Genomic DNA, 14,134 nt, shown 5'->3' with positions numbered 1-14,134 from the left:
GCTATCCCCGGTAGCGTTTTTAGAGCGCTGAAAGGGTGACATTCGCATGTTGAAGGTATATTTTGTCTTTTACCCGAAAATGGCAGAAGATAGCCGCACAATGACTAACAAGTCTGGCAATCTCACTTAATGGCAACCGCACCCAGTGCAATGCCTGAGATGCGTGGCATCTTGTCACTCACTGTTATAAAAATGCTATACAGACGGCGGTAAAACGCTTGTCACAATCTCACTAAACAAAGAGTACGGAACCCACTCATGGATATTCGTAAGATTAAAAAACTGATCGAGCTGGTTGAAGAATCAGGCATCTCCGAACTGGAAATTTCTGAAGGCGAAGAGTCTGTACGCATCAGCCGTGCGGCGCCAGCTGCAAGTTTTCCAATGATGCAACAGGCTTATGCTGCACCAGTGATGCAGCAGCCAGCTTTGTCTAACGCTGTCGCACAAACTGCCTCTCCAAGTATGGAAGCTCCGGCAGCAGCGGAAATCAGTGGTCACATCGTACGCTCCCCAATGGTTGGTACGTTCTACCGCACCCCGAGCCCAGATGCGAAAGCGTTCATCGAAATCGGCCAGAAAGTGAATGCGGGCGATACCCTGTGCATCGTTGAAGCCATGAAAATGATGAACCAGATCGAAGCCGACAAATCCGGCGTAGTGAAAGCGATTCTGGTAGAAAGCGGTCAACCGGTAGAATTTGACGAGCCGCTGGTCGTCATCGAATAACGAGGCGAACATGTTGGATAAAATTGTTATCGCCAACCGCGGTGAGATCGCCCTGCGTATTCTGCGTGCCTGTAAAGAGCTGGGCATCAAGACTGTCGCTGTGCATTCAAGCGCGGATCGCGATTTAAAACACGTATTGCTGGCGGATGAGACGGTCTGTATTGGCCCGGCTCCGTCCGTAAAAAGCTATCTGAACATCCCGGCTATCATTAGCGCTGCTGAAATCACCGGCGCAGTGGCAATTCACCCGGGCTATGGCTTCCTCTCTGAGAATGCCAACTTTGCTGAACAGGTAGAACGTTCCGGCTTTATCTTCATCGGCCCGAAAGCCGACACCATCCGCCTGATGGGCGACAAAGTGTCCGCAATTACCGCGATGAAGAAAGCTGGCGTACCGACAGTCCCAGGCTCTGACGGCCCGCTGGGCGACGACATGGACGCTAACCGCGCTCATGCGAAGCGCATCGGTTATCCAGTTATTATCAAAGCCTCCGGCGGCGGCGGCGGTCGCGGTATGCGCGTCGTGCGCAGCGATGCCGAACTGGCACAATCCATCTCCATGACCAAAGCGGAAGCGAAAGCGGCTTTCAACAACGACATGGTTTACATGGAGAAGTACCTGGAAAACCCACGCCACATCGAAATTCAGGTGCTGGCGGACGGTCAGGGTAACGCGATTTATCTGGCAGAACGTGACTGCTCCATGCAACGTCGTCACCAAAAAGTCGTCGAAGAAGCACCAGCACCGGGCATTACTCCGGAACTGCGTCGCTACATCGGCGAGCGTTGCGCCAAAGCGTGCGTTGATATCGGCTATCGCGGGGCAGGTACTTTCGAGTTCCTGTTCGAAAACGGCGAGTTCTACTTCATTGAAATGAACACCCGTATTCAGGTTGAACACCCGGTAACCGAAATGATCACCGGCGTTGACCTGATCAAAGAGCAGCTGCGCATCGCTGCGGGACAACCGCTGTCCATCAAGCAGGATGAAGTTGTGGTTAAAGGCCATGCGGTAGAATGCCGTATCAACGCCGAAGACCCGAACACCTTCCTGCCAAGCCCGGGTAAAATCACGCGTTTCCACGCGCCGGGTGGCTTTGGTGTGCGCTGGGAGTCTCATATTTACGCAGGCTACACCGTACCTCCGTACTATGACTCAATGATCGGTAAGCTGATCTGCTATGGCGAAAACCGCGACGTAGCGATCGCCCGTATGAAAAACGCATTGCAGGAACTGATCATCGACGGTATCAAAACCAACGTTGATCTGCAGATCCGCATCATGAATGACGAGCATTTCCAGCACGGTGGAACCAATATCCACTATCTGGAGAAAAAACTCGGACTTCAGGAAAAGTAAGCGTGCGTTAACTGAAAAGGCCGGAAATTCCGGCCTTTTGTTTTTCTCCCCTCCCGCACGTGCCATAAGGTACAATCCCCGCTTTCTTTATCCACAAGGGACAAAAAATGGACGCTCGTTTTGTTCAGGCCCATAAAGAGGCGCGCTGGGCGCTGTGGCTGACCCTTTTATATCTTGCCACATGGTTAGTGGCCGCTTACTTACCAGATTCCACGCTCGGTTTTACCGGCTTACCACACTGGTTCGAAATGGCCTGCCTGCTAACGCCGCTGGTTTTCATCGTGCTGTGCTGGGCGATGGTGAAGTTTATCTATCGCGACATTCCGTTGGAGGATGACGATGCAGCTTGAAGTTATTTTGCCGCTGGTCGCCTATCTGTTGGTGGTCTTCGGTCTTTCCGTTTACGCCATGCGTAAGAGATCGACCGGCACTTTCCTGAATGAATATTTCCTCGGCAGCCGCTCGATGGGCGGGGTCGTATTAGCCATGACGCTAACGGCAACCTACATTAGCGCCAGCTCGTTTATTGGCGGTCCTGGCGCCGCTTACAAATACGGGCTGGGATGGGTGCTGCTGGCGATGATCCAGTTGCCCGCCGTTTGGCTTTCTCTGGGGATTCTTGGTAAGAAATTCGCGATTCTGGCGCGCCGTTATAATGCCGTTACCCTCAACGATATGCTGTTTGCCCGCTACCAGAGTCGCCTGCTTGTGTGGCTGGCAAGCCTTAGCCTGCTGGTCGCGTTTGTCGGAGCAATGACCGTACAGTTTATTGGCGGCGCACGTTTGCTTGAAACCGCTGCGGGTATACCTTACGAAACCGGTTTGCTTATTTTTGGCGTCAGTATCGCATTGTATACGGCGTTCGGCGGTTTTCGCGCCAGCGTACTGAACGACACCATGCAGGGTATGGTGATGCTGATTGGTACTATTGTTCTGCTGGTCGGCGTCGTTCATGCTGCCGGTGGCCTCAGCAATGCGGTGGTAACCCTGCAAACTATCGACCCTAAACTGGTCTCGCCGCAAGGCGCGGATGACATTCTGTCACCCACGTTCATGACCTCATTCTGGGTACTGGTGTGCTTTGGCGTAATTGGGCTGCCGCATACAGCAGTACGCTGCATCTCTTATAAAGACAGCAAAGCTGTACACCGCGGCATTATCATCGGCACCATCGTAGTGGCGATCCTGATGTTTGGTATGCATCTGGCGGGTGCGTTGGGGCGTGCGGTGATCCCTGATCTGACAGTGCCGGATCTGGTTATCCCTACGCTAATGGTCAAAGTGTTGCCGCCGGTAGCTGCTGGGATCTTCCTCGCGGCCCCCATGGCCGCGATCATGTCGACGATCAATGCCCAATTGCTGCAAAGTTCCGCTACGATCATTAAGGATCTGTACCTGAACCTGCGTCCGGAACAGCTGAAAAACGAAACCCGGCTGAAGCGCATGTCGGCAGTAATTACCCTGTTGCTCGGCGCGTTACTGCTACTGGCCGCCTGGAAACCACCAGAGATGATTATCTGGCTTAACCTGCTGGCGTTTGGCGGGCTGGAAGCTGTCTTCCTGTGGCCGCTGGTACTGGGCCTGTACTGGGAACGGGCAAACGCGGCGGGCGCTTTGAGCGCGATGATTATCGGCGGCGTTCTTTATGCCGTACTCGCTACATTTAACATTCAGTACCTGGGTTTCCACCCGATTGTGCCCTCGTTACTGATAAGCTTGCTGGCTTTCCTGATCGGCAACCGTTTCGGTTCTGCCGTCCCGCAAGCCGCCATATTGACTACTGATAAATAAAAGAGTTTTGCCATGCCATGGATCCAACTGAAACTGAACACGACCGGTGCCAACGCTGAAGAGTTGAGCGATGCGCTGATGGAAGCGGGCTCCGTTTCCATTACTTTCCAGGACACGCATGATACGCCGGTATTTGAGCCTCTGCCGGGCGAGACTCGCCTGTGGGGAGATACCGACGTTATCGGCTTGTTCGATGCAGAAACAGACATGAAAGAAGTGGTTGCCATCCTGGAGCAGCATCCGCTGCTGGGTGCAGGCTTCGCGCATAAAATCGAACAGCTCGAAGACAAAGACTGGGAACGCGAATGGATGGATAACTTCCACCCGATGCGCTTTGGTGAACGTTTATGGATTTGCCCAAGCTGGCGCGATGTCCCGGATGAGAATGCCGTCAACGTGATGCTGGACCCGGGCCTGGCGTTTGGTACCGGCACTCACCCCACCACCTCCCTATGTCTGCAATGGCTGGACGGTCTCGATCTTAACGGCAAAACCGTCATCGACTTCGGCTGCGGCTCCGGCATTCTTGCCATTGCGGCACTGAAGCTGGGTGCGGCAAAAGCCATCGGCGTAGACATCGATCCGCAAGCAATTCAGGCCAGCCGTGATAACGCCCAGCGTAATGGCGTTTCTGAGCGTCTGGAGCTTTATCTGCCGAAAGACCAGCCAGAGGCGATGAAAGCCGACGTGGTGGTCGCAAACATCCTCGCAGGCCCATTACGTGAACTGGCACCGTTAATCAGCGTACTGCCCGTTGAGGGCGGTTTACTGGGGCTTTCTGGCATTCTTGCCAGCCAGGCGGAAAGCGTCTGTGAGGCCTATGCCGAACTCTTTACGCTCGATCCGGTTGTCGAGAAAGAAGAGTGGTGCCGCATTACCGGTCAGAAAAAATAATCCCTTCCGGCGTGGTTGCCTGACCACGCCATTTTCAGACAATTGACCAGCATACTGAGACGTTCTCCAGCGATATAATAATTTATTGATTTTGTTAATATTTATATTGATTTTCGTTGAGTAAACGTATGCGCTTCAACCTATTTATCACAACTTTACTGACAGCATACCTGATGCCACTGACCGCGCTGGCCGCGCCATGGGGTTATAGCGGAGAATCTGGTCCCGCACAGTGGGGAGAAATCAGCAAAGAGTATGCAACGTGCCAGACCGGAATAAATCAATCACCCATTGATATCCAGACCGCCAAAACTCGTAAACTTGGACTTCCTTCACTCAACATGCAATATGTTGATGGTCCGACAAGATTTCAGAGCATTAACCATACTCTGCAGGCAACAATGAGTAGCTATACCTCAAACTCCATTGAAGTTGATGGAAAGATTTATTTTCTAAAACAATTAGATTTTCACGCCCCGAGCGAACATACCTTCAACGGTAAAACCTATCCGCTGGAGTTGCAGTTAGTCCACAAAAACCAACACGGAGACGTCACTATCGTGGCGGTCATGTTTGACGTCGGCGAACCTAACCAGGCGATTCAAAATCTGTGGGAGTCATTTCCAACCATGGAGGACAACAGTATGCCCATCTTCTCGCCAGTCGATATCAACCAACTTTTACCCGACGATAAAACCTACTGGCGCTATAGTGGTTCGCTAACTACACCTCCCTGTACTGAAGGCGTCAGCTGGACTGTCCTGAAAACGCCTGTTGCCCTTTCCGCCGAACAACTGGATAAATTTCACTACATTGTTGGGCCTGCGAACAATCGCCCACCGCAGCCAGTAAATGAACGCAAGATCATCGACAGCCATTCAGGAGATATCGAGATCCTGTACTAAAATGAGGTAGATATCACACAATGGCGAGACAATTTGCTGATTAATTCAGCAGAATATCTTGCCAGCACCTTCTGCGGCTGAAGAAAAAATGAGAAGTTACGCAAAATTATATGTGTATATAAAATCGACACATCTTTATAATGCAATGATTTATATGATTAAATATTTTCATGCGTTCATATTTACGGCAATTCATTGATCCACCTCAGTGGATTGGTCAAAGTTTGGCCTTTCATCTCGTGCGAAAAATGCGTAATATACGCCGCCTTGCAGTCACAGTATGGTCATTTCTTAACTCATGCGCATCGGACAATACCAGCTCAGAAATCGCCTGATCGCAGCACCTATGGCTGGCATAACTGACAGACCATTCAGGACGCTGTGCTATGAGATGGGAGCAGGATTGACGGTATCCGAGATGATGTCTTCTAACCCGCAGGTTTGGGAAAGTGACAAGTCTCGTTTACGGATGGTGCACGTTGATGAGCCAGGAATTCGCACGGTGCAAATTGCCGGTAGCGACCCTGTTGAGATGGCCGATGCCGCACGTATTAACGTGGAAAGCGGCGCCCAGATTATTGATATCAATATGGGGTGTCCGGCTAAAAAAGTGAATCGCAAGCTCGCAGGTTCAGCCCTCTTGCAGTACCCGGATCTAGTGAAATCAATACTAACCGAGGTCGTCAATGCGGTGGACGTTCCTGTCACACTCAAGATTCGCACCGGCTGGGCTCCGGAACACCGTAACTGCGTAGAGATTGCCCAACTGGCTGAAGACTGTGGCATTCAGGCTCTGACCATTCATGGACGCACCCGCGCCTGTTTGTTCAATGGAGATGCTGAGTACGACAGTATTCGGGCAGTTAAGCAGAAAGTTTCCATTCCGATTATCGCGAATGGCGACATTACTGACCCGCATAAAGCCAGAGCTGTACTCGACTATACGGGGGCGGATGCCCTGATGATAGGACGTGCAGCTCAGGGAAGACCCTGGATCTTTCGGGAAATCCAGCATTATCTGGACACTGGGGAGCTGCTGCCCCCGCTGCCTCTGGCAGAGGTGAAGCGCTTGCTTTGTGCGCACGTTCGGGAACTGCACGACTTTTATGGTCAGGCAAAAGGGTACCGAATTGCGCGTAAACACGTATCCTGGTATCTCCAGGAACACGCTCCGGATGACCAGTTTCGGCGCACATTCAACGCCATTGAAGATTCCAGCGAACAGCTGGTGGCGTTGGAGGCATACTTCGAAAATTTTGCGTAAACAGAAATAAAGAGCTGACAGAACTATGTTCGAACAACGCGTAAATTCTGACGTACTGACCGTTTCTACCGTTAACTCTCAGGATCAGGTAACTCAAAAGCCCCTGCGTGACTCGGTTAAACAGGCACTGAAGAACTATTTTGCTCAATTGAATGGTCAGGATGTTAACGATCTCTATGAGCTGGTACTGGCTGAAGTAGAACAGCCCCTGTTGGACATGGTGATGCAATACACCCGCGGTAACCAGACCCGTGCTGCCCTGATGATGGGCATCAACCGTGGTACGCTGCGTAAAAAACTGAAAAAATACGGCATGAACTGATACTAATCAGCGAAATGTTTGTTTTAAAAGGCGCTACTCGGCATGGGGAAGCGCCTTTTTTATTAACGTCACACGGGAGGCTTTGGCGATGAACGCAAGATGTGAACCTGTCTATTTTGGCGATGAATCTAAAAAGATAATCCTGGGTGATGCTCTGACCGAACTGAAAAAGCTGCCGTCAGAAAGCGTCGATCTCATTTTCGCCGACCCACCTTATAACATCGGTAAAGACTTTGACGGGATGGTGGAATCCTGGGACGAAGAGGCATTTTTGGCATGGCTGTTTGAGTGCATTGACGAGTGCCATCGCATTCTCAAATCACACGGCACCATGTACATCATGAACAGTACGGAGAACATGCCGTACATCGATCTCAAATGCCGCCAGCTCTTTACCATCAAGAGCCGTATCGTGTGGTCATACGATAGCTCCGGGGTGCAGGCCAAAAATCACTTTGGTTCGATGTATGAACCGCTTCTGATGATGGTAAAAGATCAGAAAAACTACACGTTTAATCGTGATGATATTTTGGTTGAAGCCAAAACGGGCGCTAAACGTGCACTGATAGATTACAGAAAGAACCCGCCCCAACCTTACAACCAGAAAAAAGTACCAGGCAATGTCTGGGAGTTTCCACGCGTTCGTTATCTGATGGACGAATACGAAAATCACCCGACTCAAAAACCCAAAGCCCTCCTTGAACGCATCATTCTGGCTTCCTCCAGTCCAGATGACAGCGTGCTGGATCCGTTTGCCGGTAGCTTCACTACCGGTGCCACTGCCGTGGAATTAGGTCGCAAGTTTGTCGGGATTGAAATCAATGCCGAGTACGTAAAAATGGGGCTCAGAAGAATGAGCATTGGTTCGCATTTTTCAGAGAATGAACTTGCAAAGGTGAAAAAGCGGAAGACAAAAAATCTGTCTAAAAAGAGTCGATTAACAGCAAAGAGCGGCGATCTTTCAGCAAAGTAAAGGCATTGTAAGTCTGCTTTTCAGCTTGCAGATTTCGTGTATATTCCCTGCACGCTTGGGCATGAATACACAGGGTTTGGTAATGATTCGCAAGTATTGGTGGCTGGTTGTTTTTGCGGTCTTCGTTTTTCTCTTTGATGCGCTGCTCATTCAGTGGATAGAGCTGATGACAACGGAGCACGATAAGTGCCGGAATATGAATTCTGTAAACCCCCTCAAGCTGGTCAACTGCGTCGACCTCGAATAGCACGACGAAAAATACATCGACAGCCGTCAGGCCCTGGCGGCTAAAACTACCCTGGCTGATTTTCACTCTGCATTAATTGCATTACACAGCCATCTGGGCTTAACATTTTTAATACGTTATCAACTAATACTGGTGCTTGCCCATACAAATCATAACTCACTGGATTCATTAACCAGTTTTTTATTATTCCGCTAAAGCTACCGTGCAGAATAATGATGATGACATCTAAATCCAGACTGGTAGCAATCAGATTTTCATCCACGCATTTTTGCAGTGAATCACGAATGCTTTGATGACTGAGACCTATTTTATCGCGAATGGTCTGTTCTGATATCATATCGTTATGAAATTCACATTTATGATATAAAATTTGCATTAATGCCTGCTGGCGAGGATTCTGTGCAATATATTGTAATCCCACCACAAACTTTTCACGCAGTCGCTGTAAAGGATTATCACCCCAACGACCAATAAGTTTATCCTGAATAAGATCGCGTAATGAAGGTTGTTGTAACCATAGCGCATTGAACAATTGCGTCTTATTTTCAAAATGCCAATAGAGCGCCCCCCGCGTCACGCTGGCGGCATCCGCAATGTCGTTTAACGTCGTATTGCTAACACCACGCACGGCAAACTGCATAATCGCTGTTTCTATCAGGTGCTGTCGTGTTTTGAGGGCATCAGCTTTCGTTTTTCTGGCCATGGTTTCGACTGTCTGAGGTAAAGTAGAGAATGATTAACTTTCTTATGTAATATTTGCTAAACGGAACAAATGTATCACTTAGCGTTTATTTAGACGAGTTCTAAAACAGTTAATTATGGATATTGCACACGAATAAACAAAACAAATAACAACCACCAATATATTCACCAACCAAATACTTATTTCAATATGTGTTTATGCGCATCATTGCATTACTATTAAAACCATAATGAAACAACCGAAGATTAATCCTTTTTTGTTTTTACGTGCCGTGTATCGCGCCCATAAATAAGTATTGCTTACATCGCAAGCTAATAATTTGTAGGATAGCCAACCATTATTTTTACTTGTGCGCGTTATCGCCTCTGCGTTACCCGGTTAATAACGAGCGTTCGGTTTTTTAAGGAATAGAAATGACGAAAAATGCCAGGTTTTCACTCCTGCCCTCATTCATCATCATGTCCGCTGTATTACTCGCCGGTTGTAACGATCAGGGAGAAACACAAGCTCACCCCGCAGAGCCGCAGGTGACTGTCCATGTCGTCGAAAAGGCGCCTTTAGCCGTGACGACCGAATTACCTGGGCGCACAACAGCATTTCGTATTGCTGAAGTCCGTCCTCAGGTCAGCGGGATTGTACTTAAACGGAATTTCACCGAGGGAAGCGATGTTGAAGCCGGTCAGTCGCTTTATCAGATCGATCCTGCGACTTACCAGGCCGACTACGACAGCGCCAAAGGCGAACTGGCAAAGAGTGAAGCGGCAGCAGCTATCGCACATTTAACGGTAAAACGTTATGTCCCGCTGGTTGGCACTAAGTACATCAGCCAGCAAGAGTACGATCAGGCCATTGCTGATGCTCGCCAGGCCGATGCCTCCGTTATCGCGGCAAAAGCGGCGGTCGAAAGTGCTCGTATAAACCTGGCCTACACCAAAGTGACATCGCCCATTAGCGGACGTATCGGTAAATCTAACGTCACCGAAGGCGCATTAGTCACGAATAGCCAGGCAACTGAACTTGCTACCGTGCAACAACTTGATCCTATTTACGTCGACGTAACACAGTCCAGTAATGACTTTATGCGCCTTAAACAGTCCGTTGAGCAAGGGAGCCTGCATAAAGACAGCGCCAGCAGTACCGTCGAACTGGTGATGGAAAATGGTCAGTCGTACCCGCTGAAAGGTGCGTTGCAGTTCTCTGATGTCACCGTTGATGAAAGTACCGGATCCATCACCCTCAGGGCCGTATTCCCTAACCCACAGCACACGCTGCTGCCGGGCATGTTTGTGCGTGCTCGTATTGATGAAGGCGTCCAGCCGAATGCCATTCTCGTTCCCCAACAAGGGGTAACGCGTACGCCACGCGGCGATGCAACGGTGATGGTTGTCAATGACAAGAGTCAGGTCGAGGCTCGCACCGTCGTTGCTACTCAGGCGATAGGTGATAAGTGGTTAATCAGCGAGGGCTTACAGCCTGGCGATAAGGTTATCGTCAGCGGATTGCAGAAAGCGCGTCCCGGCGTAAAGGTTAAAGCAACCACCGATACCGAAACTCCAGCCGCAAAAACTGCGCAATAAGGTAACCGGACATGGCTAACTTTTTTATCAATCGCCCTATTTTTGCCTGGGTTCTGGCCATCATTCTGATGATGGCAGGGGCTCTGGCAATCATGCAACTGCCCGTTGCACAGTATCCGACCATTGCACCTCCTGCGGTCGCTATTTCTGCCACCTACCCAGGTGCGGATGCGCAGACGGTACAAGACACGGTTACGCAGGTTATCGAACAGAATATGAACGGTATCGATAACCTGATGTATATGTCCTCCACCAGCGATTCCTCCGGGAGCGTCACCATTACTCTGACTTTCGAGTCGGGTACTGACCCGGATATCGCACAGGTCCAGGTGCAAAACAAATTACAGTTAGCGATGCCCTTACTGCCACAGGAAGTACAGCAGCAGGGGATCAGCGTCGAGAAATCCAGTAGCGGTTTCCTGATGGTGGCGGGTTTTGTCTCCGATAATAACAATCTGACGCAGGATGATATTTCCGACTATGTGGCGTCTAACGTTAAAGACGCAATAAGCCGAACAGCAGGTGTCGGCGATGTCCAGATGTTTGGTGCACAGTACGCAATGCGCATCTGGCTCGACAGCAACGCAATGAACAAATATCAGTTGACTCCTCTGGACGTTATCAATCAACTGAGAACGCAAAACAATCAGATTGCCGCAGGCCAACTGGGAGGCGCGCCATCCGTCCAGGGTCAACAACTTAATGCCTCCATTATCGCTCAGACACGCCTGAAAACGCCGGAAGAGTTTGGTCGCATAACGCTGAAGGTGGGCCAGGATGGCTCAATGGTTCACCTCAGAGATGTAGCCCGCATCGAACTCGGCGGCGAAAACTATAACATGGTGACGAAAATTAATGGTCAGCCTGCAACAGGCCTGGGCATTAAGCTGGCGACCGGTGCAAACGCGCTGGATACTGCCGCAGGCGTCAAAGCAAAGCTGGCTGAGTTACAACCTTTCTTCCCGCAAGGTTTGCAAGTGGTTTACCCCTATGACACTACACCATTTGTAAAAATCTCGATTAACGAGGTGGTGAAAACGCTGTTTGAAGCCATCATCCTCGTCTTCCTGGTGATGTACCTGTTCCTGCAAAATCTGCGCGCCACGCTGATTCCAACTATCGCAGTGCCTGTCGTGCTGTTGGGAACATTCGCGATCCTCGCCGCATTCGGATTCTCCATCAACACGCTAACGATGTTCGGAATGGTGCTGGCCATCGGCCTGCTGGTCGATGACGCCATCGTGGTAGTAGAAAACGTCGAACGCGTCATGGCGGAAGAGAAACTGCCGCCCAAAGAGGCGACGCAGAAATCCATGGTCCAGATCCAGGGCGCACTGGTCGGGATCGCGATGGTGCTCTCGGCGGTATTTATCCCCATGGCGTTCTTTGGCGGCTCGACCGGCGCCATTTACCGCCAGTTCTCTCTGACCATTGTTTCAGCGATGGCGCTTTCTGTTCTGGTCGCCCTGATTCTTACGCCAGCGCTTTGCGCAACGCTGCTAAAACCCGTTTCCGCCGGACATGTTGAAAAGAAAGGCGGTTTTTTCGGATGGTTTAACGCCCTGTTCGATAAAAGCGTCGGGCATTACAGCAATAGTATCAGCGGTATTCTGCGCAAAACCGGACGCTACTTGTTGCTATATGTTCTTATCGTCGGCGGAATGGCAGTTCTGTTTTTACGCCTCCCTACCTCCTTCTTGCCCGATGAGGATCAGGGGGTCTTTATGACAATGGTGCAACTTCCTGCCGGTGCGACACAGACGCGCACACAGCAGGTGCTGGATCAGATTCAGAATTACTACCTCAACCAGGAAAAAGCGAACGTAAAATCGGTGTTCACCGTTAATGGCTTCAGCTTTAGCGGCCAGGGACAGAACTCCGGTATCGTCTTTATTAGCCTCAAACCATGGGAAGAGCGTTCGGGCGATGAAAACGGCGTGACGGCTATCGTCGAACGTGCGACCAGGGCGTTCAGCCAGATTAAAGATGGACTGGTGTTCCCGTTCAACATGCCTGCCATCCTTGAACTGGGTACCGCGACCGGCTTTGATTTTCAGTTAATTGATCAGGCTAACCTCGGTCATACAGAACTGACGAAAGCCCGGAACCAGTTGCTGGGTATGGTGAGAGAGCATCCAGATTTACTGGTGCGCGTGCGCCCTAACGGTCTGGAAGATACCCCGCAATTTAAGCTGGATATTGATCAGGAAAAAGCCCAGGCGTTAGGCGTAAGTCTGTCGGATATAAACCAAACGATTTCCACGGCCCTTGGCGGCACCTATGTGAACGATTTTATCGATCATGGCCGAGTGAAAAAGGTATACGTTCAGGCTGACGCGCCGTTCCGTATGTTACCCAACGACATCAACAATCTCTACGTACGTAGTGGGAATGGTGAAATGGTGCCATTCTCTGCATTCAGTTCGTCGCATTGGATTTATGGTTCACCCCGCCTGGAGCGTTACAACGGTATGCCATCAATGGAAATACTGGGAGAGGCCGCGCCGGGTCGAAGCACCGGTGAAGCCATGGCGCTCATGGAAAACCTGGCAGCACAGCTGCCAACCGGTATCGGCTATGACTGGACGGGGATGTCATATCAGGAACGGCTCTCCGGCAATCAGGCACCTGCGTTATACGCTATTTCGTTAATCGTCGTCTTCCTGTGTCTCGCCGCATTGTATGAGAGCTGGTCTATTCCATTTTCAGTCATGTTGGTTGTACCGCTCGGCGTGGTCGGTGCGCTTCTGGCGGCGTCCATACGCGGTCTGAATAACGACGTTTACTTCCAGGTAGGTCTGCTGACTACCATCGGTCTTTCCGCCAAAAACGCTATCCTTATCGTGGAGTTTGCCAAAGACCTGATGGATAAAGAAGGTAAAGGGTTGATTGAAGCCACACTGGAGGCGTCACGCATGCGTCTTCGTCCAATCCTGATGACATCCCTGGCGTTTATTCTGGGGGTTATGCCTCTGGTTATCAGCCACGGAGCGGGTAGCGGGGCACAGAATGCGGTCGGTACAGGTGTAATGGGAGGTATGCTGACCGCGACATTGTTAGCAATCTTCTTCGTCCCCGTCTTCTTCGTTGTCGTCAGACGGCGTTTTAGTCGGCGCAACAATTAATTTGTAAAATTAAGGCGTCTTCGGACGCCTTTTTCACCTAAGATGCCCCTCTTTATTTATTAATAAGATAGCCATTTATTTCTAATAAACCCTTCCTGAAAAAATCGCGAATCACCTTTCTTTTTATCCATTATTTTTACAATCCACATGAATTGAGATTATTCCTCATGTCAGTATTTTTTTAAGAAGTGGTAAAATAATCGCCGAGTTCGCAGATGGCTTAGCGTTTGTCTTTGCTCAATTA

The 14,134-nt window shown here is 50.2% G+C and carries 13 protein-coding genes; 12 read left to right on the top strand and 1 reads right to left on the bottom strand.

Features of this window, described 5'->3' with window-relative positions:
• Positions 1-258: 258 nt before the first annotated feature.
• The 10 genes from accB (at position 259) to HV237_RS02155 (ending at position 8,485) form a co-directional block, all read left to right on the top strand.
• Entirely contained in the window at positions 259-729 is a 471-nt protein-coding gene (accB, locus tag HV237_RS02200; RefSeq protein WP_003025210.1) for an acetyl-CoA carboxylase biotin carboxyl carrier protein, read from the top strand.
• Positions 730-739: 10 nt separating this feature from the next.
• Positions 740-2,089: an acetyl-CoA carboxylase biotin carboxylase subunit gene (gene accC / locus HV237_RS02195; RefSeq protein WP_003828838.1), complete on the top strand. Its 1,350-nt coding sequence runs from the start codon at positions 740-742 to the stop codon at positions 2,087-2,089.
• A gap of 107 nt (positions 2,090-2,196) precedes the next feature.
• Entirely contained in the window at positions 2,197-2,439 is a 243-nt protein-coding gene (locus HV237_RS02190; RefSeq protein ID WP_016154721.1) for a YhdT family protein, read from the top strand.
• Entirely contained in the window at positions 2,429-3,880 is a 1,452-nt protein-coding gene (gene panF, locus HV237_RS02185; protein ID WP_016157593.1) for a sodium/pantothenate symporter, read from the top strand. The genes HV237_RS02190 and panF overlap by 11 nt, the downstream gene beginning before the upstream one ends.
• 12 nt (positions 3,881-3,892) lie before the next feature.
• The gene (prmA, locus tag HV237_RS02180; protein ID WP_046275075.1) at positions 3,893-4,774 is read left to right on the top strand and encodes a 50S ribosomal protein L11 methyltransferase; all 882 of its coding nucleotides are present in this window, start codon (positions 3,893-3,895) and stop codon (positions 4,772-4,774) included.
• Positions 4,775-4,902: 128 nt separating this feature from the next.
• Positions 4,903-5,679, top strand: a complete 777-nt coding sequence (locus HV237_RS02175; protein WP_053389873.1) for a carbonic anhydrase family protein — start codon at positions 4,903-4,905, stop codon at positions 5,677-5,679.
• A gap of 298 nt (positions 5,680-5,977) precedes the next feature.
• On the top strand, positions 5,978-6,943 hold the full coding sequence (gene dusB / locus HV237_RS02170; protein ID WP_047359094.1) for a tRNA dihydrouridine synthase DusB: 966 nt from the start codon (positions 5,978-5,980) through the stop codon (positions 6,941-6,943).
• 25 nt (positions 6,944-6,968) lie between these two features.
• Entirely contained in the window at positions 6,969-7,265 is a 297-nt protein-coding gene (gene fis / locus HV237_RS02165) for a DNA-binding transcriptional regulator Fis (RefSeq protein ID WP_000462905.1), read from the top strand.
• An 88-nt stretch (positions 7,266-7,353) separates the two neighbouring features.
• Positions 7,354-8,238, top strand: coding sequence for an adenine-specific DNA-methyltransferase (yhdJ, locus tag HV237_RS02160; RefSeq protein ID WP_016157595.1), 885 nt, complete (start codon positions 7,354-7,356; stop codon positions 8,236-8,238).
• A gap of 82 nt (positions 8,239-8,320) precedes the next feature.
• The gene (locus tag HV237_RS02155; protein ID WP_003025279.1) at positions 8,321-8,485 is read left to right on the top strand and encodes a DUF2556 family protein; all 165 of its coding nucleotides are present in this window, start codon (positions 8,321-8,323) and stop codon (positions 8,483-8,485) included.
• A gap of 46 nt (positions 8,486-8,531) precedes the next feature.
• Here HV237_RS02155 and envR read toward each other — a convergent pair whose 3' ends face one another.
• Entirely contained in the window at positions 8,532-9,188 is a 657-nt protein-coding gene (envR, locus tag HV237_RS02150) for an acrEF/envCD operon transcriptional regulator (RefSeq protein WP_047359095.1), read from the bottom strand.
• A gap of 413 nt (positions 9,189-9,601) precedes the next feature.
• On the opposite strand from envR, the gene HV237_RS02145 reads away from it, so the two are divergent.
• Positions 9,602-10,765 (top strand): efflux RND transporter periplasmic adaptor subunit, encoded by a 1,164-nt coding sequence (locus tag HV237_RS02145; protein WP_046275049.1) that lies wholly within the window; start codon positions 9,602-9,604, stop codon positions 10,763-10,765.
• Between the two features lie 11 nt (positions 10,766-10,776).
• The gene (locus tag HV237_RS02140; RefSeq protein ID WP_094169265.1) at positions 10,777-13,890 is read left to right on the top strand and encodes an efflux RND transporter permease subunit; all 3,114 of its coding nucleotides are present in this window, start codon (positions 10,777-10,779) and stop codon (positions 13,888-13,890) included.
• Positions 13,891-14,134 lie beyond the last annotated feature (244 nt).

This window comes from Citrobacter sp. RHBSTW-00570, from assembly GCF_013739755.1.
Classification (GTDB): domain Bacteria; phylum Pseudomonadota; class Gammaproteobacteria; order Enterobacterales; family Enterobacteriaceae; genus Citrobacter; species Citrobacter braakii.
This window is presented reverse-complemented; position numbering and strand designations above follow the sequence as displayed.

Coding starts and splice junctions, on each gene's coding strand:
- accB (WP_003025210.1), top strand. CDS start 259: ATGGATATTCGTAAGATTAAAAAACTGATCGAGCTGGTTGAAGAATCA.
- accC (WP_003828838.1), top strand. CDS start 740: ATGTTGGATAAAATTGTTATCGCCAACCGCGGTGAGATCGCCCTGCGT.
- HV237_RS02190 (WP_016154721.1), top strand. CDS start 2,197: ATGGACGCTCGTTTTGTTCAGGCCCATAAAGAGGCGCGCTGGGCGCTG.
- panF (WP_016157593.1), top strand. CDS start 2,429: ATGCAGCTTGAAGTTATTTTGCCGCTGGTCGCCTATCTGTTGGTGGTC.
- prmA (WP_046275075.1), top strand. CDS start 3,893: ATGCCATGGATCCAACTGAAACTGAACACGACCGGTGCCAACGCTGAA.
- HV237_RS02175 (WP_053389873.1), top strand. CDS start 4,903: ATGCGCTTCAACCTATTTATCACAACTTTACTGACAGCATACCTGATG.
- dusB (WP_047359094.1), top strand. CDS start 5,978: ATGCGCATCGGACAATACCAGCTCAGAAATCGCCTGATCGCAGCACCT.
- fis (WP_000462905.1), top strand. CDS start 6,969: ATGTTCGAACAACGCGTAAATTCTGACGTACTGACCGTTTCTACCGTT.
- yhdJ (WP_016157595.1), top strand. CDS start 7,354: ATGAACGCAAGATGTGAACCTGTCTATTTTGGCGATGAATCTAAAAAG.
- HV237_RS02155 (WP_003025279.1), top strand. CDS start 8,321: ATGATTCGCAAGTATTGGTGGCTGGTTGTTTTTGCGGTCTTCGTTTTT.
- envR (WP_047359095.1), bottom strand. CDS start 9,188: ATGGCCAGAAAAACGAAAGCTGATGCCCTCAAAACACGACAGCACCTG.
- HV237_RS02145 (WP_046275049.1), top strand. CDS start 9,602: ATGACGAAAAATGCCAGGTTTTCACTCCTGCCCTCATTCATCATCATG.
- HV237_RS02140 (WP_094169265.1), top strand. CDS start 10,777: ATGGCTAACTTTTTTATCAATCGCCCTATTTTTGCCTGGGTTCTGGCC.